Below are 21,932 nucleotides of genomic sequence, written 5' to 3' on the forward strand. Positions count from 1 at the left end.
GGCCTTCGCCTTCCGCCGCTCGCCGCTCGGACCGATCGGCCCCGCAGGTCCCGCAGGTCGCGCAGGTCGCGCAGGTCGCGCTCGAAGGGGAACGGACCGACAACCGGGCGGGAGGTGCCGGCCGGAGGACGGGACGTGCCGCGGAGCCCGCCCGTCCGGTTGTCGGTGAGGTCCGCTAGGTTCGCGATCATCAGTCGACCGGTTGGAGGGGCGTCGTGACCGACCGCACGGGCGGGACCATCAGCTGGGACGAGGTGCGCGCGCTCATCGCCGCCCGGATTCCGCAGGGGGTGATCGACCGGCTCTCCCCCGTGCCCGCCTCCAAGCTGCGCCACCTGCGCGCCCCGCTGCGCAGGCTCCGCACCGAGTTGGGGCGCGAGCGCTCGTCGGGCGACACCCGGCGCGCCGTCGCCGCGTTCGACCAGCTCGCCGCGCTGCAGTTCGCCGGGATCGCCTGCGCCGCCACCCCGGCCGAAGCCCTCGACTGGCTGACCGCGCGCCGCCTCCTCGATGCCACCTGGCCCCTGCCCGGCGGCGGTTCCACCTCCGCCGACCCCCGCGCCGTCCTCCTGGCCCTGCTCGCGCCGCACCGCGACACCGCGTTCCACCGCGAACTCGCCGTCCGGCTCGCCCACTGGCTGCCCGCACGCGGCGACGCCGCCCGCTGGCTCATCGCACACGGCCTCGCCGTCTGGTCCGGCGCCGAACCGCCCGCCACCGACGGCTACGTGATCGGCTGGCTTCGCCAGGGAAGCCTGATGCGTCACCAGCAACAGGAGATCGGCGAGTGGTTCGCCGCCCAGGGGCTTCGCGCGCCGGTGCCGCACCACGACTCGCTGCTCTCCTGGCTGCGCGCCCAGCCTCGGCTCGCCGAGTTCGTCCGCCGCCTCTTCGAGGTCCCGGACGTCGGGACGGAACTCGCGGACCCGTACGCCTCCGGACCGGACGAGGAGTGGCCCAAGGCGCTCGCCGCCCTGGCGGACGAGGGCCTGCTCGACCGCGCCGAACTGATCGACCTCTGCCTCGGCCGCCTCCTGCGCGGCGACCGGCCCGGCAACCTGCGCGGATTCCTCCGGCTGTACGCGGCGCTCGCACCCGACGCCGAAGAGGTCTCCGCCCGGGCCCGCGACCACGTCCAGCTGGCCGCCGACGGTGCACCGGCCGCCGCGAAGGCCGCCCAGGCGGCGTTGCGGTCCGTGGGCGCCGGGCTCCCCACCGACCTGTTCGCCGAGCTTACTGCCACGGTACTGGCCCGCCCGGAGAAGGCTCTCGTGACCGCCCAGCTGAGTCAGGCCGACGCCGCTCTGCGCCGCGCCCCGGCCGGAGCCGACGAACTGCTGCCCGCCGTCGCCGTGGCGTTCACCCACCCGGTTCCCGCCGTCCAGGAACGCGCCCTGCGTCTGGTCACCCGTCATCTGTCCGACGCCGCTCCCGGCACCGTCGAGGCCGTGCGCACCGCCGCCACCGCGCTCAGTCCCGCCCTGTGGCCCGACGCCGACCGTCTGCTGGCCGCCTCGCCCGTGACCGCCGAAGGACGTGACGACTCGCCGGTGGCCGCCGGAGGACGCGACGAACCTCGCGTCGCGGCGGAGCACGTGAAGCAGGCGGGGCACGCGGAGCACGCCGCCCTGCCGTCCGAGCCCGCCCTGCCGTCCGAGCCCGACGGGCCGCACGCCCTCGCCGAGCGGTTGGCCGCCGTGACGGCCGACCGCGTACCCGACCCCGGCGAGTTCGAGGTGGTGTTCGCCGCCCTCGTCGCCGAGCACCACCGCGACGCGGCCGCGCTCGCCGCCGCTCTCACCCCGCTCGCCTCCCGCGGTGACGAGGGCCCGCTCGCGTTCTGGGAGACCCGCGGCATGGGCGGAGCACTGGGCTGCCTGATCGACGTGCTGACCGGCCGAACCCACCGGTCCGCCCTGAGCGCCGCCGAATTCCTCGACCACCCCGACCACCTCCGCACCCCGGCCGTGATCCCCGCCCTGCGCGTCCACGAGGCGGCGTGCCGGATCGTGGACACGCCGGTACCGTTCCTGCTCGCCGCCCCCACCGCCGCCGACGGCACGATAGCCCCGGCCGTGCTCACCGAGCGGCTCGCGGCGTACCGGGCCGCCGATGCCCGCCCCTGGCCCGCGGACCTGGCCCAGGCGCTGCTGCGGGTGGTCCCGGAGGCGCTGCCGGCGCTCCGCACCGCCGCCGCCGGACTCGGCTGTGAGCTCCCGGCCGACACGGAGCCGCCCGCCCCCGACCGGTTCCACACCCAGACCCTTCGCATGCCCGAGAAGCCGGTCGGCGAGCGCAACTTCACCCCGCCCACGCTCCCGCGCATCGCCCCGCTCGCCGGCACCGCCGAACCCGCCGGGCCCGCCGGGCCCGCCCCCGAGGGCGTCACCGGCCTGCTTCACGTCCTCCCCGACCCCACCGACACCGGCCGCTTCACGCTCATGTCGTGGCCGCCGCCCGCCGAACTCGCCCAACTGCCCTGGCTCGCGCCGTGGCACCCGGAGACCGTGGCCGCGCACGGCCTTCCCGTCGTGGTGTTCCAGGCGCACACTCCCGGCCCCCGCGAACACAACCCCTTGCTGCCCCGGCTCGCGGAGGTCCCGGGCGAGCCCGGACCGGTGAGCCACCTCCTGCTCGCGTACGGGCTGACCGCCGCCCGGGCGGAGAACCGGACCGCCGCGCTGGACTCCCTGCTGGCGATGGCCCAACGCGGGCGGCTGCGACCGGAGTCGCTCGGCGGGTGGCTGGCGGCGCTCTGGCGGCTGTCCGCGGCCAAACCGAACCGGGTCCTGCCCGTCCTCGCCGATGCGGCGCGCGGTGGCGCGGGCCGGACGGTGTTCGCGGTGCTCACGGCCTTGATCACCGAGCTCGCCGCCGAACCCGGGCAGCGTGGGCTGGCGGACGCTCTCACATTGGCATCCGAGTGCGCGGCGGCCGACGGTATCCGTACCGCCGTCCCCGCCCTGGACGACCTGGCCGCGCCGGCGGCGCCCCGCCGCGTTCGGGTGGAGGCGGCACGGCTGGTCGGAATCCTCACGTCCTGACCGCCCGTTCGGGTGCGGTGAACCGTCGCCGGCGGGGCCGACCGGGCGGCCCCCGGGCCGGTTCCCGCTCCCCGTGCTCGGTGCGGGAACCGGCCCCACGACGCGACCGGCGCGATCCGCGGCCGGTCGGTGTCAGCAGGCCTTCCAGGAGGAGATCGCGTCGTTGAGCACGTTGCCGCCGAGGTCGTCGATCTGCTGCCCGCTGTCCAGCCTGAGGTACCTGCCCTGGAAGTCGTTGTGCTCCCAGAAGCAGAGCCGCTGCCCGCTCGCGTTCGTGATGGACGAGATCGAGTCCTGGAAGCGGGCGCCCTGGTCGAGGTTCCTGAGCGGGTCCTTCACCCAGGCACCGCCGTTGACGCAGTCGTCGAAGTGGGCGTTCCGGCAGACCACGACCGGGCCGGCCGCCGCAGCCGCGCCCCTCTCGGAGGCGCTCCCGGCGGTGGCGCTCCTGGCGGTGGCGGTTCCGGTCGCGGTGGCCGACAGCGTCAGCGCCGCCGCGACCGTGGCGAGCGCGACCAGGTTCTTCCTCGAACGGCCAGTCATCTGTCCTCCTGTGCTCGGCGAACCCGAGGCGGTCGATCCCCGGGGACCGCAAGGCACTCGGTCGGCCCGACGGTCACCCATGTGACCGGACAGCGCCCCCGGTTGTGACAGCCGGCTCGGAGCCGGCGGCGAGCCGGGAGGGGCATCGCCGTACGGGCTCCGTCGCGAGGCGCCATGCAAGCCGCCCGACCCCCGTTTGCCGACGGATCGTCATGATCCCGTCCGTTTGAGGACAATCACCTCTCCCGGACCTGCCCGCGCATCCGGTCATGGAACTCCCGGATGAGGCCGCGATCGCGCCGGCGGCGGAAGAACGCATGGGCCCGGTACCGGCAGCAGCGGCCGCACCACCACCCACTCCGCGTCCGTCATGCCGCTCGGATACCGACGCTCTCGCAGGCGGTTGTCGGCGGCGTTTCCGAACCGGTGAGCCGGACGGTCACACTCCCGAGTACCCGCGGTGGAGTGCACGGGCATCGGCACGCAGGACTGCGACACCAGGGTCTCCTGATGCCCGGTGATTCGACACCAGCGAGCTGTTCAGGAGGCCCTCCTCACAGGCGCCGAGCACCCGACGACCACCCAATCGAGACGGCCGTTCGAGCACCGAGCCCCCAGAGCATGACGACAGAAGCTACTTACGCGTCGGGGTGTTCCGGCAGGGCGAGCCAGTCCGTCCAGGAGATCTCTCGGCCGAGGAAGCGCGGCTGCTCGAACGGCCAGTCGGCGGCGATCCACTGCGGCACCAGCTCGTCGAGGGCCTGCTCGACCTCGCTGTCCACCAGGTCGTCCACCACCCACCAGGAGATCTCGCCGTCCGCGCCGGTCCTCTCCGGTGGGTCGATGTAGACGCAGCCGAGGAGAGCTGTCTCCGCCGCGTCGAACAGCGCGTAGTTGAAGGACTGGTGTGCGGCGATCTCCTTCTCGTGCCGCAACAGGTCGGCCTGGTCGGCCTCGTAGGTCATGGTGGCCGCGGGCCAGCCCCAGGCCGGGCCGAAGATGGTCCACAGCCGCTCGCGCGAACCCATCACAGCCGGATAGTCGAGCGGGGTGTCCGCCTCCCGGATCGGCCGCAGGTGATGACCACTGCCCGGCAGCGGCACCAGGACGGGATGGACGAAGTTATCGGGGAGCCAGCTCATAACGCCCGACCGTAGCAGCGCGCGGCCGTCCGCTCCTCTGGATTTTCCCCGTGTACCGCCAGGCCCTGCTCTCATGCCGGGCAGTGCACGCGCTCACCCGATCGAGGCTCCCGTTCGATCGACAGGCTCCATGATCGGTATGGCAACGGCTGCTGAGCCTGGTGTTCAACCTCGTCGGGCTCGGTGTTCCTTGATTGACTCGGCGCGTTTGAGTGTCTTGCCGACGCCGTGGCGCTGGGCCCGTTGCTCGTTCTTCGAGCCGGGAGGCCGTCCCGGGCCCGGCCGGGACGGTTTCGGTGCGTCTGCCGGACGGGTCGCCGTCGCGCGGACGTTACGAAGCCCCCGTCACGCACGGGCGGGGGTGAGGCGCCGGGGTTCGGCCGGCCGCCCCCGGGAGCGGTGGAGGTCCTCGGCGAGGGGACGGGTGAGGCGGAGCTGGGTGTGGGCGGCGATGATCAGCCGGGTCCACAGGTCGGCGCTGCCCGCATGGCGGATCCTCGGGGCGCTCCAACCGCGTGTCTGCTTCATCAGCCGGAGGTGTGTTCGAGGTCGAGTCCGCGGAGGAAGGACTGCCACCGGCGGTCCACGTCCGCCGGCAGGGCGGTCGGTGGCCGGGCATCACGGCCAGACCGGCTTCGGGTCGCGATCGCCCGGCAGTCGCTCGACTTGCAGCGGGCCGGGCCCGGTCGCGGAGCATGACGAGGTCCGAGCGCGAGCGTCCGACCAACACGACGGGCAGGTCGGCAGGGTCGGCCAGGGCGTGGGACAGGTAGACGACGTCGTAGCCCGGGTCCATGACGACCAGGATCTCGGGATCTCCGATCCGCCGCTGCCCGGCGTGTGTCAACCGCTCGACGGCGTCTCGCAGTTGGGCGGCGGTGACGGCGGTGGCGTCGTCCTCGGGGCCCAGGCGCACGGCGTTCGGCAACCCGGTCCAGGGCCGCATACAGGGCTCCGCGCCCGCGCCGATGCTCGACGGCCAACGACAGCTCGACCGGAGCCTTCACCGGTCCGTCCGCGCACAGCACGGCGTCGGTGAGCTCGAAAAGCACGTCCGCGCGGGCGTACAAGCAGTCGCAGAACCCCACCCGAAAGCGGGACGACAGGCCCAACGCCTCGCTCGCGGACGCATCGGCCGGGGGGACGAAGCAGCGGGCCCAGCGCCACGGCGTCGACACGACGGTCAAACGCGCCGAGTCGATCAAGGAACACCAAACCCGGCCGCGTTGAACGTCGAGCCGAGGCGGCCCGACACCCGTTCTCGTGAACTTGCCGCGCATGCCTGGGCGTGTCCGCAGATGCGTCCTCAGGCAACGCAGATGCCTGCATAAGCTCCCCGGCATGGACATCGTGATCCCGCTCTTCAGGCACTTCGAGCCGCTCGACGCCATCGGCCCGTACCAGCTCCTGGCGAACATCCCCGACGCCCGGGTGCGCTTCGTCGCGCCCGAACCGGGGCGGATCGCCGACGTGCTGGGCTCCATGCGGGTGGACGTGCCCACCCGGTTCACGGAGGTCAAGTCCTGCGACGTGCTGCTCGTCCCGGGCGGTGCAGGGGCGCGACTGATGCTGAACAACACGGAGTTCATCGACTGGGTGCGCCGGATTCACGAGACGACCCGCTTCACCACCTCGGTCTGCACCGGGGCGCTCATCCTCGGGGCGGCGGGGCTGCTCAAGGGGCAGACCGCGACCACCCACTGGCTGGCGATCGACGACCTGGAGGCGTTCGGCGCCACCTACACCGCGGAACGCGTCGTCCGGCACGACAAGATCATCACCTCGGCCGGGATCTCCTCCGGTATCGACATGGCCCTGGGGCTGTGCGCGTTGCTGAGCGACGAACTCACCGCCCGGGCCATTCAGCTCCTCACCGAGTACGACCCCCAGCCGCCGTACGACAGCGGCTCCCTGGCCACGGCGACGCCCGAGGTCGAGGCCCGGGCCCGGGAGCTCGTCAGCGGCGGCTGATCCCGCTCAGCCCCAGCGTGCGCGCGGCAGCCCAGTTCCGGCCATCAGTTCCCACCTCGTAGGACCCGCGTGCCGGCCCCGCCACAGGGAGTCCGCACCATGAGTTCGCCGAGAGTTCACCGAGACCACCCCCACCTTCTCCTCGTTCGGCCCGTTCGGATCGTGCAACTCCCACGCACCGGAGACCGTCGAGTCCGAGGTGTTCGACGTCACGGTCAGTGACATGTCGTCGTTGAACTGGACGGCCGACACCCCGAGCCACTTGCTGATCACGTCGTCGAACTCGAACGCCCGCGCCGGGTACGTGTAGTCCGCGACGTTGCCGCCGCACTGTCCCGCCGCTCGTGTCGCCGCCTGCGCCGCACCGGTCTGCGTGAGCGCTCCCGCCACGGCGAGCAGTACCACCACGGCGGCCAACCGCCTACGGGCTCCTATGTGCTTCATGGTGCCGAATTCCTTCGCTCGATCCATTCGTTCGTCAGCGAATCACTGACGGAATCAACCTGCCCAGCCGCCACAAGCATCCGCAACCGCCCAGAACCGAACAGCCGACCAGGCATCCCCGAACGGAGTCCCGTCAGCGGGCATCAGCCAACCTCGCCCACAGGGGCCACTCCCCGAGCTCCAGCCGTGCCGCGAAGCCGGCGAACCCTTGATGCCTGTTCCTCGACCTCTGCCGTCGAAATGGTCTCTCGTGAAGCCCGCACGCTGATCTACGGATTCGGCGGGCTCGCGTGCGGGTTCACTCCGCCTGGGGATGCCCTGTGATTCGTGGCGGCAGGAGCTGGTCCACTGCGACAGGACCAGCACTTACCAGCGCATCGAGGAGGAATCTTGAGCTGGACGGATTTCGACTTCGAATCGGCCCGCACAGCGGTCAGCGCGACGGTCCCGAGGCCGACATCGACGACGGGTACCTCAGTCTGGTGACCGCTGAGGGCGTCTCGAAGGGCGACGTCGAGGTGCCGGCGCGAGACCTGGGCAAGCAGATCGAGGCCGACTTCGAACCCGGCAGGGGCCTCATCATCACCGTGATCTCCGCCATGGGCGAGGAAGCTGCCATCAGCGTCAAGGAAACGAACTAGCGGTCTCCGGCGCCGGCGTCGAGGCGGAACAGAGGGGCCACGGCCTCGTCGACCACATCAAGGGCATTCACAACTTATTTGACGGTTCATCACATGTTCGACATTGATCGGGAAAGTACAGTCCCGACCCGTCGCGATCGAATCGAACCGGTCCGCGGGGGCGTCACCGTGCCCCCGGTCCGACTGGCCGACTCGCCGGGGCGGACGCCGCAAGAGGGCCGTTCCAGCACGCGCCGGATCTGGCCAAGTTCTCTGAAATGCAACGAAGTTGTGATCGTCCTGGATAGCTTTCGAGTGAACCGGAAGGCGTCGTTCGCCTATGGGCTGGGCGTTCCGACGCCCGGCTGCCTCTCCCTGACCTCCTTCGCAGACGGGAACCGTGATGACCACCCCGAGCACCGGAACACCTGCCACCACCCCGGCGACACCCCCGGCGGCCCCTGCCGGGCTGGACGGCGAGACACCCAAGGACCTGCTCCCGACGACCGGCAACCACCCCACGGAGATCGTCCGCTACCGGTCGGTGGTGCTCACCGACATACCCGGCGCCAAGCCGGCGCGCAAGCTCACCGGCGCCATCGACCTCGGCGAGGAGAACCTGCCGTTCTACGACCGCCCGGCCGAGGGCATGATCGTCACCACGGAGCAGAGCTGGAAAGCCGAGGGCGTCACGCTCGGCCGGCTGCTGCACAGCCTGGCGCTCGCGCCCGGAGAGAGCACCAAGGTCGCGGTCGTCGACTGGCAGCGCGGCACCAAGGCCACCGGCACCGAGAGCACCGCCGAGAACGACTCGCTCTCCAGCATCACCGACCAGAACCGCTCGATCAGCGAGGTCGCCAACGCGATCGCCCGCGAGGAGCAGTACGGCACCTCCCAGGCCTCCCAGGCGAGCAACTCCGCCAGCTCGGGCGGCACCTTCGGCACCTCGCTCGGGATCATCAGCGGCGGCGCGTCCTGGAGCAACTCGTCCAACTCGGGCTTCACGACCGCGGTCTCGCGCTCCACCGGCGTGAAGTCGGTCGCCGCCGAGGCCGCGCAGCGCATCGGCGCGCGAACCCAGCAACTGGCCACCGCCGCCCGCAGCCGGAACATGACGGTGGTACGGGAGACGACGCAGTCGGAGAAGGAGAAGGTCCTCACCCGCGTCGTCACCAACTACAACCACATGCACGCGATGTCGGTGCAGTACTACGAGGTCGTGCAGGTCTACAGCGTGACGACCAAGCCGACCAAGCTGGAACGCTGCCTGTTCATCCCGCTGCAGGAACTCACCTTCACCAACACCACCCTGCAGCGGTACAAGGAGGTCCTGGCGTCGGTCGCGCCCGCCGACTGGGCGAAGAAGATCCGGGAGGCGAACCCGTTCAACACCGCCGAGCGCAAGCTGGACGCGTGCACGGCGCCGGAGGCACCGCAGGTGGCGCTCTTCGACGGGGTGGACCTGGCGGACATCGCCGCCTCCGCCATGGGCGTGTACGGGGTGCGCAAGTCCGACGGCAGCCCGGTCCGCTTCGACCCGGTGGCCCGGCAGTGGAACCCGCTACCCACCACCGGACTGGACAGCGGCCTGATCCGCATCGCCCCGGGCAAGGACACCCTCTGGGCGCTCAGGACCGACAACCAGCTCGTCCAGTTCGACGGCACGACCTGGCGGCGCGACGCACAGGGCTGGGCGGGACGCTCTCTGACCTGCGGCCCGGACGGAACGCTCTACCTCATCGGCATGGGCAACGCGATCCACCAGCGCGACCCGAACGGCGTGTCGCATGACACGAGCGTCCTGGCTGACGACGTCACCGCCGTCGGCCGGGACAAGGCCTGGTACTGCCGACAGGGGCGGACCTTCGAGCGCAGCGGCGGCGGCTGGCTGGAGCGGACCCCGGTGCCGAACGTGCAGCGCCTGTCCGCAGGTCCGGACGGCACGCTGTGGGGCATCACCGCCGAGGGCAAGGCCCTCGTGGTGGAGCCGGGCGCGATCGCCTGGACCACCCCCAAGCCCCCCTTCACGACCATCACCGGCATAGCCGAGATCGTCTCGTCCACCAGCGGGGACCACTGGGTCCTGCGCACCGACGGCTCCCTCCTGCGGATCCTGATGGCGCAACGGGAAGCGCCAGTGGCCTTCGACGCCCCGCCGAAGGCCGACTCCTCCTACGCCTCCAAGATCGACGTCTGGTACGACGAGGCCGGCATCCGCAGCATCCAGGTGGTCTTCCCCGGCCAGACCGTCCGCTTCGGCGACAACGGCGGCTCCGGCGTCCTCAAGCGCGCCTCCTACACCTTCGGCCCCACCGACAAGCTGCTCTCCTACGACGCCTGGGCCGGCACCGCCGCCCGCGGCAGCCTCGCCGGACTGCGTCTGACGATGACCTCGGGCGTGGCCAACTTCGGCGTCGCCGAGACCACCACCGCGGCGCCCGACCTGAGCGAGGACGCCGGCGGAGCGGCCCTGTGCGGGCTGTTCGGTGCGACGGTGAAGTCCGGCACCCGCACCTACCTCTCCTCGCTCGGCTTCCACGTGCGCGGCGGGAGCGTGCCGCAAGCGGTGCTGGACCACCTCAACGACAACCGCCGCCACTACAGCCAGGCCGTGTGGGCCAACGCCGACGAGCTGACCCTCAGCCGCATCCTCGCCAACTACTCCTACACCCCGGCCGGCTCGACCGCCGCCGCGGTCCCGCTCGGCATGCTGCTGGACCCCAAGCCGGTCGCCGCCACCGGCAACTACCTCGGCTTCCGGTGGAACTTCCCCACCGAGCAGGAACGCGAGGCGTGGGCCAAGGCCCGCCAGCAGAGCGACACCTCGCTCGGCGCGTCGGTGACCAACACCATCGCCATCGCCACCGACGGCGTGTTCGCCGAGGCCGTCCTCGGCCGGGCCAACTCGGCCGAGAAGATCGACCTCACGCGGTTCTGGAACTGGAAGGACTCGCCCATCCAGATCACCGCCCCCGACATCGCACCGGTCGCCACCGGCACCCGCGCGCAGAACCTCGACCTCTCGGTGGCCGGCCTGGGCACCACCGCGGCGTCCTTCACGCCGCTGGTGGCCATGCCCGACCCGACCGGTCTCCAGGCCGCGCAGGCCATCACCACCGCGAACCTGTTCCGCGACATGAGCGGCCTCAACACCATGGGCCAGGTCCTCACCAAGGGCATCGAAGCCGCCGCCGCCGGCGACAAGGCCGCCGGCGAACGCGCCCAGGACGCCATGAAGACCGCCACCCAGCACCTGGAGAAAATGGCCGAACTCGTCATCCAGGCCACCAAGAAGGCCACACCGGCCGGGGCCGCCACCAACCCGACCGTCACCGGAGGCGAGATCAACCAAGCCGTCAAGGCCGCAACAAAAGCCTGACCACCACACCACGCGGGCCCGGACCACAACCCGGGCCCGCCCCCGCACAATCACCAGCGGCGACTCCACACCCGCTACGAACGACGTGCCAGCCTCTGCCGAGTCCTGGCCGAACTTGCCATAGCGTCAACGCTTCCTTCAGTTCCAGCGGCATTCTGACACGAGCGGTCAGTACCGGCTCTCACAATCGACTTCACAGTCGGGACGACAGGATTCGAACCCGCGGCCCCTTGAGACCCGGTCAAGGGATTCAACGGGTGACAGGGCTTCCATGTATCCCGGGCGGGGCGGTCCATCGGCCGATGTGCTCCACCGGCGCGCCGTCGACGGGATGGTCGACGGGATGGGTGCCATCGCACTCCCGCCTCAGCGAAGTCGACGAGGCGGCCGGCGCACGGCGAGCACCGTGCGCCGGCCTCGGGCGTCAGTCGATGGCGTCGAGGACCTTGCCCAGGTCGACGAACTTGAAGCCGGTCGCCTCACGGTCGCCGTCGGCGGGGGTCTCCTGGCCGTCCTGGACGACCAGCAGGCCGTTCGGGTACTTGGAGCCGAGCGGCGCGTTGAGGGCGGCGGCGCCGTCGCAGACCTCGGAGCCGTCGAGGGTGCTGGAGGCCGCCGTGATGCGGAAGGCGCCCTCGAACTCGTTGTCGTCGTCACGCTCGCGGTCGTAGGCGACGAAGGTGTTGTCGCCCTGGCTGGAGGCAAGGAGATAACCGTCGCCGTCCGGCTCGGTGACCAGGGTGAGCCCCTCGACGTCGGCCGTCAGGCGCTTGCCGCCGTAGCCCGGGTCGACGCCCGGCGCGCACTCCTCGGTCTCCTCGTCGTACGTGCCGGGCACGCCGTACTCGCGCACCTTGTCGATCAGCTCCGGCGTGCCGGTGAGGCCCGCGTCGATGCGCCAGATGCCGACGTCCTCCTGCCCCGCGTACAGGGTGCCGTCCGCGGGGTCGACGACCATGCCCTCGACCTGGGGCAGTTCGCCCGGCTCGGCACAGGGCGTCCAGGAGGTGCCGTTCGGCAGACGGAAGGAGGACGGCAGGTCGATCGTGCGCACCTGGCGGTAGTCCACCGTGCCGTTCGGGGTGGCGATCAGCTCCAGCAGGGCGATGCGGGTGCGGTTGCGCTGGCTGACCACCGCGTAGGAGCGGCCGGTCTTCCGGTCGGTCCAGGTGGCCAGGCCGTAGGCGGTCTTCTGGTCGTTGATCTCGGCCTGGTCGGCGGAGAAGACCGGGCGTGCGGCGGGGTCGGTGATGTCGGTGAGGGGGCCGCCGGACTTGTCCCGGTCGATGCGGTAGATCCGCAACCGGTCGTTGCCGCGGTCGCTGACCACCGCGACGTCGGCGCGACTGCCGGCCAGGCGCAGGCCCTGCACCAGGTCGACGTTGTTGAAGCGGCCGGGGGCGTCGTCGGCGCCCGGACCGGCGGGGGCGGGGATCGACTGCACCTGACGGGCGTCCAGGTCGTAGACCCGCAGACCGCCCTGCTTCGCGGTGGCGACGACCAGGCTGCGGCCCGGGTCGGCGCTGTTGCGCCAGATCGCCGGGTCGTCCGCGTTGGCGTCGCCGCCGGCCTCGTCGTCGTACAGCGGCGCGGTCTCGGCCTTGGGCCGGATACTGCTGATCGAGGAGGCCTGAGCCGGAAGTGCGACGGAGGCCGCGAGGGCCGTGCAGAGCACGAGCGTGGAAGCGCGAGCGACCAGACGTATCGTCATGTTTCTTCCTTTATGAGGGTTTTGCCCTGAAAGGAAGACGTTCGCGGACGCATCTGCCATGCCCGCAACCAGATGGTATCTGATATCTGAACTCGGCGCGAAGAGTCCGGGGCGGCGGTGTCCTGGACGGCGCCGTCCTGGGCCGGGGTGGTGGTCGTGTTCGGTGCCGTACTGGGGGCGGGGTGTTCGCGTACCGCGGATTGCCGGTGCGTGACCGCCCCTGTCCGGCGTTGCGGTGGGCTGCTCGCGCCGGTGCGTGCGGGTCGGTGCGTGCGGGTCGGTACCGGGCGGTGACGGTGACGCCGTTGAACGCTGTCCTGCCTCCGAGGGTGATGCAGCGGCAGTCGGCGGTGGTGTCGGTCACGGCGTTGCTCTGGATGCCGGTGCTCTTGGTGGAGTTCGATCACCGGTCTACCGTCAGCCTTGCCGTGCCTCCCGTGACGGCGATTCGACTTGACGCCGGAAGGGCCCCGCCGGAGCCGGATCAGCCGCCACCGATCCTGCGTCCGGTGATCTCGTCCGGCCGGATCCGGACCCAGAGCGGGCGGTCCCCGCCGGCCCACGGGGTGGTCCCGGGCAGCTCCGACAGCCGCCGCACCTCGTCGGCGTCCGTCACGTGCTGTGCCTCTCCGAGGATCAGTACGCTCCAGCCCCGGCTGAGCCGGTCGTCGATGCGGTCGACCTGGAACGACACCGGCGAGCCGTCGTCGGGAGCGGCACCGCTCCGGACGGCCGTGCGGAAGACGACGGTGCCGGCGTCCACGGTGTAGTTGACCGGGAAGACCGCCGGCCCCGGTTCGACGGGCAGGGCGATCCGCCCCACCCCGTGCGGGCCTATCATCTCCCAGCACTCGGCGGTCGTCAGGTGGAGGAGGAGTGGCCTCGGAGCCGCCCCGGGCTGTCCCGGTGGTGCGTCGCCCCGGCCCTCCAACAGGTCCTGATAGGTGAGTCGCAGGGCGGCGGCGATCCGCACGAAGCCGCCAGGGTCGAAGTCCGGTCCGGCCGCCAGCAGGTGCTGGAGGTAGCGTGGCGACATGGCCGCCTGGTTCGCCAGCACCTGCTCGGTCATGCCCAGGTGGGCGCACCGTTCGTTGATCCTGCGCGCGACGTCGGCGGGGTCGGCACGGCGGGCGGATTCGATGTCTGGGTTCTGGTTCACCGTGTGCTCCTCGGCTTGCCGGTCTCCGGGTCAGGTGCGGAAGAGTGCGACCTTGAGGGCGCCGTTGCCGCCCGCGTCGGCGAAGACGTCGTAGGCCTCCTGGATCTCGTCCAGGCCGAAGCGGTGGGTGACCAGTCCGGAGACGTCGAGCCGGCCGGCGGCGAGCATGTCGAGCAGCAGCGGGGTGCTGTGCGTGTCGACCAGGCCGGTGGTGATGGTGACGTCCCGGATCCAGAGGTCTTCGAGGTGGAGGACGGCGGGCTTGCCGTGCACTCCGACGTTGGCCACCCGCCCTCCCGGGCGTACCACCCGGGTGCACAGTTCGAAGGACTCGGGGACGCCGACCGCCTCGATCGCCACGTCCACGCCGAGGCCGTCCGGGCTCAGTGCGCGCACCGCCTCGGGGGTGGCCTCGGCGACGGTGAGTACGGTGTCGGCCCCGGTGCGCTCGGCGGCGTCCAGGCGGCCGGTCGCGAGGTCGACCGCGATGATGCGGGAGGGGCTGTAGAGCCGGGCGGTGATGATCGCGGCGAGGCCGATCGGGCCCGCGCCGACCACCACCACGGTGTCGCCGGGGCCGATCCGCCCGTTGTGGACCCCGACCTCGTAGGAGGTGGGGAGGATGTCGGCGAGCAGCAGGGCGTCCTCGTCGGTCACGCCCTCGGGCAGCCGGTGGAGGGAGTTGTCGGCGAAGGGAGTGCGGACGTACTCGGCCTGGCAGCCGTCGACCAGGTGGCCGAGGATCCAGCCGCCGCCTCCGGTGCACTGGCCGTAGCGTGCGGCGCGGCAGTAGGCGCAGCGGCCGCAGGCGGAGACGCAGGAGACGAGGACGCGGTCCCCGGCCTTGACGGTCCTCGTGCCGGGGCCGGTCTCGGTGACGGTGCCGACGGCCTCGTGGCCGAGGACGCGTCCGTCGGCGACCTCCGGGACGTCACCCTTGAGGATGTGCAGGTCGGTGCCGCAGATGGTGACCGCGTCCACTCGGACGACGGCGTCCTCGGGGTCGCGGACGGCGGCGTCCGGGACCTCGCCCCAGGTTCGGCGGCCCGGTCCGTGGTAGGTCAGCGCCTTCATGTCCTGATCACTCCCGTCGGCCCTCGCCGGTACGGAACGGGGATGCTGTCCCGCTTCTCCTCCAGCGTTCCCCCTGGGGTGGGTGGTCGCCATAGGGCGGGTGGGGTCGGCGGCGGGGCCGATCGGCCCCGGCGGGCGGCGGGCGAGGAAGGGCGGGACCGAGTGGCCGCGTCTAGTCTGGCAGTGGCACCCGGCGAGTCTCGGATCCCGGAGGAACCGGTGGGCAGCGCATCGGAGGATTCCACCCCTCTGCCCCGGCTTCGGCTGGACGATCTGCTGGACGAGCTCCAGGCACGGCTGGACGCGGCCCGTGGTACCCGTGACCGGGTGCACAGCCTGCTGGAGGCGGTCCTCGCGGTGGGCCGTGAACTCGACCTGGGCCAGGTTCTCCGGCACATCGTCGAGGCGGCGGTCACGCTGGTGAACGCCGAGTACGGCGCCCTCGGGGTGATCGGGGACGACCACCGGCTCTCCCGGTTCGTCCCGGTGGGCATGACCGACGAGCAGGTCGAGCGGATCGGACCGTTGCCCTCCGGCCACGGTGTCCTGGGGGAGCTGATCCGGAACCCGGATCCGCTCCGCCTGGCACGGATCTCGGACCACCCGTCCTCCTACGGCTTCCCCGCCCACCACCCGCCGATGAACACCTTCCTGGGTGTGCCGATCCGGATCCGGGGCCAGGTGTTCGGCAACCTCTACCTGACCGAGAAACACGGGGGCGGCGAGTTCGACGCCGAGGACGAGTCCGTGCTCGCGACCCTGGCCGTCGCGGCCGGGGTGGCGATCGACAACGCCCGGCTCTACGCCCGCTCCAAGCTGCGCGAGCGCTGGCTGACGGCCAACGCGGAGATCACCGGCAGCCTGCTGGCCGGCGACTCCGAGCAGCGGGTGCTCGACCTGCTGGTCACCCGGGCGGCCGAGATCGCCGGCGCCGACCTCGCGGTGGTGGCCCTGCCGCTCGCGGGCTCGGAAGAGTTGGAGGTACGGATCGCCGTCGGGCTGGGCGAGGACCGGCACCGGGGCCTGGTCCTCCCGCTGGACGGCTCCTTCGTCGGCGCCGCCGCCCGGACCGGCGGGCTGGTGGTGAGCACCGACGTGCGGAAGGATCCGCGGATCACCGCCGGTCCACCGCGTTGGGAGGGGCTGGGGCCGGCCCTCGCGGTGCCGATCGGCACGGCGGGGCACGGAACACGCGGGGTACTGATGCTGGCCCGGGCGGCCGGCGCACCGCAGTTCCGCGAGGAGGAGTCCGGTCCGCTCCTGGGATTCGCCGGCCAGGCGGCGGTGGCCATGGAGTTGGCGGAGCGCCGTCGCGATTCGGAACAGGTCGCGCTGCTCCGGGAGCGTGACCGGATCGCCCGGGACCTGCACGACCTGGCGATCCAGCGGCTGTTCGCCACCGGGATGACCCTCCAGGGCGCCACCCGCTTCATCGAGCATCCGGAGGCAACCGACCGGGTCCTCCGGGCGATCGACGACCTCGACGACACCGCCAAGACCATCAGGGCGACCATCTTCGGCCTGCGCGCCCGCGAAGCCGGACCCTACGCCGACGGTCTGCGCGCCCGGGCGGTCGAGGTGATCGAACGGGCGGCGGGGACACTCGGCTTCACCCCGAGTCTGCGGATGACCGGCCTGCTCGACGTCACCGTTCCGGCCACGGTCGCGGACGCGGTGCTCGCCGTGCTCCAGGAGGCCCTCTCCAACGCCGCCCGGCACGCCGCCGCGAGCGCGGTCGCGGTGTCGCTCACGGCCGGCGCCGACCTGGTGCTCACCGTGACGGACAACGGCGTCGGGCTGCCTGAGGGCGGGCGGCGCAGCGGGCTGGCCAACCTGGCCGAGCGGGCCGCCGAGCTGGGCGGCACCTTCAGTGCCCGGGCGCTGTCCGGCGGCGGCACCGAGTTGCTGTGGCGGGTGCCGCTGGCCCCTCCGCCCTAGGTTCCGGGGTCGAGGACGTCGGCTGCCGCCATTCGTGGGGTCGGGCTTCCTTCCGGGCCGTAGCCGAGGCGGATCAGCATCTGCACGTGCTCGGGCTTGAGGTGGGGCTCCCGGACCGTCCATCGCAGGTCCGGCCACTCCATGGCCTGGTGCAGGAGCGAGGCGCGCACCTCGTGGACGGTGGCGGCCAGCAGGACGTGCTCCAGGGCGAGCCCGGTGCGCAGCCAGTCCGCGGGGCGGTCGCGCTCGGTGGTGAGCACCGCGATGCGCGGCTCGTGCTCGAAGGTGGCGGGCGGTCGGTGCTCGGCGGGGTGGAGGGAGGAGAAGTCCCGCATCGGCAGGTGACCCTCCCGGTCCTGCGGGCCCAGGGCGCGGGCCGGGATGCCGTAGGCCGGCACGTCACCGCTGCGGATCCAGTCGCGGCTCTCGGCCCGCTTGCCGGGGTCGGTGGTGCTGCGGCGCTCGGCCTCGGCGGTGAGTCCGAGCAACCGGTCGGTCTCCTCCCGGCCGGGGAGGTGGAGGATCGTCTCCTCCTCCCGGGCCGCTGCCACCAGCTGGTCCAGCACGTCGGCCGGCACGGGCCGGTCGGTGAACGGTGTCCGGATGGAGTGGCGGCGCCAGATGGCGTCGTACAGGCCCTCCGTGCCGGGGAGTCGGACCGGGGACGTCTCGTCCAGGCGGACCGCGGCGAACAGGTCCGGGTCGGCGGGGTCCGGCAGCAGCCGCACCTCGGGCGCCCAGCCGAGGTGGCGGGCGGCGACCCGGAGGTTGAGCACCGCCGCGCCGACGGAGATGTGCATGGCCCGCCCCTCGGGGTCGGCGGCCGGGACGGCGCGCTCGCGCGCGGCGCGCACTTCCAGGACCGAGGCCTCCGGATCGAGCCGGAAGTGCCAGGGCTGGCTGTTGTGGATCGAGGGCGCGGCCACGGCGGCGGAGACCAGTTTCTCCAGGGCGGCGGCGTCGAGTGCGAGGGTGGGCATGGCGGGCTCCCGGGGTGTGCCGTCAGCCGGCGGGCGGACTGGCGCCGGAGCGCAGTACCTCCAGGCGGTGGCGGTACTCGTCGGCGTCGATCTCCCCGCGGGCGAAGCGTTCGGCGAGCAGCTGCTCGGGCGGGATGCGCTCGGGCGGGATGCGTTCGGGCTGCGGGGAGGGGTGCGTGCTCTGCGGATGCTGCGGGATCTGCACCAGGTGGCGGACGAGGAGGACGACCGCCACGACGACCAGTCCCCAGAACAGCAGCATCCCGACGGCCATCAGGCCGAAGCCCCAGCCGTTCATGCCGTGATCGTTCCAGTACGTCATCGTGGGCTCCTCGGCCGGACGGGGTGGGGCTGCTGCCTCACCTCCACCGTGCACCCGGGGGCCGGGGCGGTGCATGGGCCGACCGGCCCTGTCCTCGGGATCGGGCGGGCCGGTGCGGCCGCGCCCGCTCAGTGGGGCCGGTCGGGCCGGTGCTCGGGGTCCGCGTGGGCCGCGAGCACCGCGGCCTGGAGCCGTCGCTCCACCCCCAGCTTGGCCAGCATGCGCGAGACGTGGTTCTTGACCGTCTTCTCGGCGAGGTAGAGCTCTTGGCCGATCTCCCGATTGGTCTTTCCTTCGCCGACCAGGGCGAGGATCTCCCGCTCGCGCGGGCTCAGCCGGGCGAGCGCGGCCTCGGTCGGGCTCTCGTCGTGGTGGCGGAGGCTCTCCATCAGCTTGCGGGTGGTAGCCGGGTCGAGCATGGACTGCCCGGAGGCGACCGTCCGCACCGCACCGACCAGGTCGGCGCCCTTGACCTGCTTCAGCACGTACCCGGCCGCGCCCGCCATGATCGCGTCGAGCAGCGCGTCGTCGTCGTCGAACGAGGTCAGCATCAGGCAGGCGAGGTCCGGCAGGAGACCACGCAGGTCCCGGCAGACGGTGACGCCGTCGCCGTCCGGCAGCCGCACGTCCAGGACCGCGACGTCCGGTCGTAGCGCCGGGACACGCGCCAGGGCCTGCGCACAGGTTCCGGCCTCACCCACGACCTCCATGTCGGGTTCCGCCCCGAGCAGGTCGCTCACCCCTCGCCGGACCACCTCGTGGTCGTCCAGCAGGAACACCCGCACGGGCCGCGCGGGCCGCACGGACTCGGCGGGCTGGGCCGGCTCGGTCGCGGCCGTCGCCGGTTCCGGCTCCGCTGGGGTTGGCGTCGTCACGCAACGATTCTGCGCGCCGGACGGCCGCGTCGCACCAGAGACCAGGACCGGCCGCAGGGAACCCGGCGCGACCAGCCTTCACGACAGCCTCGTCCGGCGCGGCAGCCCAGGCCCGTGGGCCGGCTTGCCGCGCGACGTGCGGGTGCGGCTCAGGCCGGCATCCGTCACCGGTCGGGCCGTCCACACGCCGGAGGAGTCGGAGGCGGGAGCCCGGGACGGCGACCGGTGAGCGGCCCGGCGGCACGCTGCGCAGACTGGGAGGGAGCCGACAGGACGGAGACCGCCCCGTGGAACCGGACGCCGTCCCCGCGCACCCGGCCGCCGACCCGGTGATGCCCGGCCCATGGACCCTGCGCTACGAGGACTTCGACCCGGCCGAGGAGGGTCTACGGGAGGTGCTCTGCGCGACCGGCAACGGCTACGTCGTCAGCCGCGGGGCCGCACCCGAGTCGACGGCCGACGGAGTCCACTACCCCGGCACGTACCTGGCCGGCTGCTACGACCGCGCGTCCTCGACGGTCGCGGGCCGGGCGGTCACCAACGAGGACCTGATCAACACCCCGAACTGGCTGCCCCTGACCTTCCGTCCGGCCGGCGGCTCCTGGTTCACCGGCCCGCCCGCCGCGCAGACCCTGGAGCTGGACCTGCGGCGCGGACTGCTGACCCGGCACGCCCTCGTCGTCGACGCCGAGGGCCGCCGGACCCGGCTGGTACAGCGCCGCCTCGCCAGCCAGGCGCAGCCGCACCTGCTCGCCCTGGAGACCACGCTCACCCCGGAGAACTGGTCCGGCCCGCTGGAGATCCGCTCCGCCCTGGACGGCACCGTGACCAACACCGGGGTCGCCCGTTACCGCGGCCTGGCCGCACGCCACCTGGTGCCCGCCGGCCAGGGTTCGGGGCAGGACGGGTCGCTCTGGCTGGAGGTCGCGGCCGCCGGTTCGCCACTGCACATCGCGCTCGCGGCTCGCACCACCCTCCGCCGGGAAGGCGTACCCGTCATCCCGGACCGTCGCGGCGACGTCCGGGCGGGCTGGGCGGCCCAGATCCTCACCGTGGACGCCCGGCCCGACCACCCGGTGACGGTGGAGAAGACGGTCGCCGTCCACACCTCCCGCGACCCGGCGATCGAGACGCCGCTGCACGCCTCGCGCCTGCTGGCCGCGCGGGCTCCCGGATTCGAGGAGATCCTGGCCGCGCACACCCTCCGCTGGACCGAGCTGTGGCGCCGCTGCCGGATCGAGGCGGACTTCGACGGCTCCGGACCGCTGCACCTGAACCTCTTCCACCTCCTCCAGACGTACTCCGAGCACTCCGTCGACCTCGACGTCGGCATCCCGGCCCGCGGCCTGCACGGCGAGGCCTACCGGGGCCACGTCTTCTGGGACGAGCTGTTCGTCCTCCAGCTGCTCAACCTTCGGTTCCCCGAGCTGGCACGAGCCGTGCTGCGCTACCGCCACCGGCGCCTGGACGCGGCCCGCCGAGCCGCCCGCGAGGTCGGCCTCCGCGGCGCGATGTACCCGTGGCAGAGCGCGAGCGACGGCCGCGAGGAGTCCCAGCGGCTGCACCTCAACCCGCTCTCGGGCCGCTGGCTCCCCGACCACAGCCACCTCCAGCGGCACGTCGGATCGGCCGTCGCCTACAACATCTGGCAGTACTACCAGGCCACCGGCGACTCGGAGTTCCTCGCCGAGGCCGGGGCCGAGACCCTGCTGGAGATCGCCCGCTTCTGGTCCTCGGCCGCCGCCTACGATCCTTCACGGGGCCGGTACTCGATCCGCGGGGTACTGGGCCCGGACGAGTACCACGACGCCTACCCGTGGGCGGACCGCCCCGGACTGGACGACAACGCGTACACCAACGTCCTGGCCGCCTGGGTGCTCGCCCGCGCACTCGACACCCTCGCCGTCCTGCCCCGCTACCGGCGCGACGAGCTGACGGAACGGCTGGCCCTCGACGACACCGAACTCGACCGCTGGCGCGAGGTCGGGCGACGCCTCCACGTCCCGTTCCACGACGGCGTGCCGAGCCAGTTCGAAGGCTACGAGCGGCTCCTCGAACTCGACTGGGCCGTCTACCGGCAGCGCTATCCCGACCTGCGCCGGCTCGACCGGATCCTGGAGGCCGAGGGCGACACCGCCAACCGCTACCGGGTGTCCAAGCAGGCGGACGTCCTCATGCTCTGGTACCTGTTCTCCGCCCGCGAGGTGCGCGACCTGCTCCGCCACCTCGGCCACCCGGCCGGCCACGAGCTGCTGCGCCGCACCACCGACTACTACCTGCGGCGCACCGTACACGGCTCGACGCTCAGTTCGGTGGTCCACGCCTGGGTGCTCACCCGCTCCGACCGCCGCGCCTCCTGGCGGCACTTCCGCGACGCCCTGGTCGCCGACCTGCGGGACTCCCAGGGCGGCACCACCGCGGAGGGCGTCCACCTCGGCGCCATGGCCGGCGCGGTGGACCTGCTGCAACGCTGCTACACCGGCCTGGAGATCCGCGAGGACGCCCTCTGGCTCGATCCCCACCTGCCCTCCGCCCTCGGCCGACTGGAGCTGGAGCTGCACTACCGCGGCCACTGGGGCGTCGTGATCGCCACCGACCGCCGGGCCGTGACGGTGAGCCTGTCGGAGGGGCGCCAGGAACCCGTCCGGATCCGCTTCCGGGGCGCCCCGACCCTCGTCCGCCCCGGCGAGAGCCGCACCTTCCCCCTGTGAACCCCGACCGGACGGTCAG

At 72.4% G+C, this 21,932-nt stretch carries 16 protein-coding genes and 1 pseudogene; 6 read left to right on the plus strand and 11 right to left on the minus strand.

All coding sequences use genetic code 11. The annotated features are described in order from the left end of the window. The first annotated feature begins 215 nt into the window (after positions 1-215). Positions 216-3,044 (plus strand): DUF7824 domain-containing protein, encoded by a 2,829-nt coding sequence (locus AC067J_RS40320; protein ID WP_478307779.1) that lies wholly within the window; start codon positions 216-218, stop codon positions 3,042-3,044. A gap of 132 nt (positions 3,045-3,176) precedes the next feature. Here the strand turns inward: AC067J_RS40320 and AC067J_RS40325 are convergent, their stop codons facing one another. From AC067J_RS40325 to AC067J_RS40340, 4 genes and pseudogenes are all read right to left on the minus strand, one after another. Then, positions 3,177-3,587 (minus strand): peptidase inhibitor family I36 protein, encoded by a 411-nt coding sequence (locus tag AC067J_RS40325; RefSeq protein WP_478307780.1) that lies wholly within the window; start codon positions 3,585-3,587, stop codon positions 3,177-3,179. A 638-nt stretch (positions 3,588-4,225) separates the two neighbouring features. Beyond that, positions 4,226-4,729: a GNAT family N-acetyltransferase gene (locus AC067J_RS40330; RefSeq protein WP_478307781.1), complete on the minus strand. Its 504-nt coding sequence runs from the start codon at positions 4,727-4,729 to the stop codon at positions 4,226-4,228. Positions 4,730-5,074: 345 nt separating this feature from the next. Beyond that, on the minus strand, positions 5,075-5,257 hold the full coding sequence (locus AC067J_RS40335) for a hypothetical protein (RefSeq protein ID WP_478307801.1): 183 nt from the start codon (positions 5,255-5,257) through the stop codon (positions 5,075-5,077). Between the two features lie 133 nt (positions 5,258-5,390). Further along, positions 5,391-5,675 (minus strand): annotated as a pseudogene (locus AC067J_RS40340) (transposase); the annotation flags it as partial. A 395-nt stretch (positions 5,676-6,070) separates the two neighbouring features. Between AC067J_RS40340 and AC067J_RS40345 the strand changes: the two are divergent. Continuing rightward, positions 6,071-6,700 carry a DJ-1/PfpI family protein gene (locus AC067J_RS40345; protein WP_478307782.1) on the plus strand — a complete coding sequence of 210 codons (630 nt, stop codon included), beginning with the start codon at positions 6,071-6,073 and terminating at the stop codon, positions 6,698-6,700. A gap of 6 nt (positions 6,701-6,706) precedes the next feature. Here the strand turns inward: AC067J_RS40345 and AC067J_RS40350 are convergent, their stop codons facing one another. Next, positions 6,707-7,144 (minus strand): hypothetical protein, encoded by a 438-nt coding sequence (locus AC067J_RS40350; protein ID WP_478307783.1) that lies wholly within the window; start codon positions 7,142-7,144, stop codon positions 6,707-6,709. 320 nt (positions 7,145-7,464) lie between these two features. Between AC067J_RS40350 and AC067J_RS40355 the strand changes: the two genes are divergently transcribed. Together AC067J_RS40355 and AC067J_RS40360 are read left to right on the plus strand one after the other, a co-directional pair. Beyond that, complete coding sequence (locus AC067J_RS40355; protein ID WP_478307784.1) at positions 7,465-7,785, plus strand: hypothetical protein; 321 nt, start codon at positions 7,465-7,467, stop codon at positions 7,783-7,785. Between the two features lie 382 nt (positions 7,786-8,167). Beyond that, positions 8,168-11,143, plus strand: coding sequence for a hypothetical protein (locus tag AC067J_RS40360; protein WP_478307785.1), 2,976 nt, complete (start codon positions 8,168-8,170; stop codon positions 11,141-11,143). A gap of 424 nt (positions 11,144-11,567) precedes the next feature. Here the strand turns inward: AC067J_RS40360 and AC067J_RS40365 are convergent, their stop codons facing one another. The 3 genes from AC067J_RS40365 to AC067J_RS40375 form a co-directional block, all read right to left on the minus strand. Beyond that, the gene (locus tag AC067J_RS40365; RefSeq protein WP_478307786.1) at positions 11,568-12,854 is read right to left on the minus strand and encodes a phytase; all 1,287 of its coding nucleotides are present in this window, start codon (positions 12,852-12,854) and stop codon (positions 11,568-11,570) included. A gap of 484 nt (positions 12,855-13,338) precedes the next feature. Next, positions 13,339-14,013 carry a pyridoxamine 5'-phosphate oxidase family protein gene (locus AC067J_RS40370; protein ID WP_478307787.1) on the minus strand — a complete coding sequence of 225 codons (675 nt, stop codon included), beginning with the start codon at positions 14,011-14,013 and terminating at the stop codon, positions 13,339-13,341. 30 nt (positions 14,014-14,043) lie between these two features. After that, positions 14,044-15,087, minus strand: coding sequence for an alcohol dehydrogenase catalytic domain-containing protein (locus AC067J_RS40375; protein ID WP_478307788.1), 1,044 nt, complete (start codon positions 15,085-15,087; stop codon positions 14,044-14,046). A gap of 219 nt (positions 15,088-15,306) precedes the next feature. Here AC067J_RS40375 and AC067J_RS40380 point away from each other — a divergent pair, with 219 nt between their 5' ends. Beyond that, positions 15,307-17,025: a sensor histidine kinase gene (locus AC067J_RS40380; RefSeq protein WP_478307789.1), complete on the plus strand. Its 1,719-nt coding sequence runs from the start codon at positions 15,307-15,309 to the stop codon at positions 17,023-17,025. On the opposite strand, the gene AC067J_RS40385 is transcribed toward AC067J_RS40380, so the two are convergent. From AC067J_RS40385 to AC067J_RS40395, 3 genes are all read right to left on the minus strand, one after another. After that, entirely contained in the window at positions 17,022-18,005 is a 984-nt protein-coding gene (locus AC067J_RS40385; RefSeq protein WP_478307790.1) for an Acg family FMN-binding oxidoreductase, read from the minus strand. The genes AC067J_RS40380 and AC067J_RS40385 overlap by 4 nt on opposite strands. A gap of 22 nt (positions 18,006-18,027) precedes the next feature. Then, on the minus strand, positions 18,028-18,327 hold the full coding sequence (locus tag AC067J_RS40390; RefSeq protein WP_478307791.1) for an SHOCT domain-containing protein: 300 nt from the start codon (positions 18,325-18,327) through the stop codon (positions 18,028-18,030). A gap of 128 nt (positions 18,328-18,455) precedes the next feature. Continuing rightward, complete coding sequence (locus AC067J_RS40395; protein WP_478307798.1) at positions 18,456-19,130, minus strand: response regulator; 675 nt, start codon at positions 19,128-19,130, stop codon at positions 18,456-18,458. 359 nt (positions 19,131-19,489) lie between these two features. On the opposite strand from AC067J_RS40395, the gene AC067J_RS40400 reads away from it, so the two are divergent. Then, positions 19,490-21,913, plus strand: coding sequence for a glycoside hydrolase family 65 protein (locus AC067J_RS40400; protein WP_478307792.1), 2,424 nt, complete (start codon positions 19,490-19,492; stop codon positions 21,911-21,913). Positions 21,914-21,932 lie beyond the last annotated feature (19 nt).

The sequence above is a fragment of the Kitasatospora sp. NPDC042419 genome (assembly GCF_056437345.1).

What these genes read in the sequence shown, in the direction of transcription:
- AC067J_RS40325 (WP_478307780.1), bottom strand. Translation starts at nt 3,587, where the DNA reads ATGACTGGCCGTTCGAGGAAGAACCTGGTCGCGCTCGCCACGGTCGCG.
- AC067J_RS40330 (WP_478307781.1), bottom strand. Translation starts at nt 4,729, where the DNA reads ATGAGCTGGCTCCCCGATAACTTCGTCCATCCCGTCCTGGTGCCGCTG.
- AC067J_RS40335 (WP_478307801.1), bottom strand. Translation starts at nt 5,257, where the DNA reads ATGAAGCAGACACGCGGTTGGAGCGCCCCGAGGATCCGCCATGCGGGC.
- AC067J_RS40345 (WP_478307782.1), top strand. Translation starts at nt 6,071, where the DNA reads ATGGACATCGTGATCCCGCTCTTCAGGCACTTCGAGCCGCTCGACGCC.
- AC067J_RS40350 (WP_478307783.1), bottom strand. Translation starts at nt 7,144, where the DNA reads ATGAAGCACATAGGAGCCCGTAGGCGGTTGGCCGCCGTGGTGGTACTG.
- AC067J_RS40360 (WP_478307785.1), top strand. Translation starts at nt 8,168, where the DNA reads ATGACCACCCCGAGCACCGGAACACCTGCCACCACCCCGGCGACACCC.
- AC067J_RS40365 (WP_478307786.1), bottom strand. Translation starts at nt 12,854, where the DNA reads ATGACGATACGTCTGGTCGCTCGCGCTTCCACGCTCGTGCTCTGCACG.
- AC067J_RS40375 (WP_478307788.1), bottom strand. Translation starts at nt 15,087, where the DNA reads ATGAAGGCGCTGACCTACCACGGACCGGGCCGCCGAACCTGGGGCGAG.
- AC067J_RS40385 (WP_478307790.1), bottom strand. Translation starts at nt 18,005, where the DNA reads ATGCCCACCCTCGCACTCGACGCCGCCGCCCTGGAGAAACTGGTCTCC.
- AC067J_RS40390 (WP_478307791.1), bottom strand. Translation starts at nt 18,327, where the DNA reads ATGACGTACTGGAACGATCACGGCATGAACGGCTGGGGCTTCGGCCTG.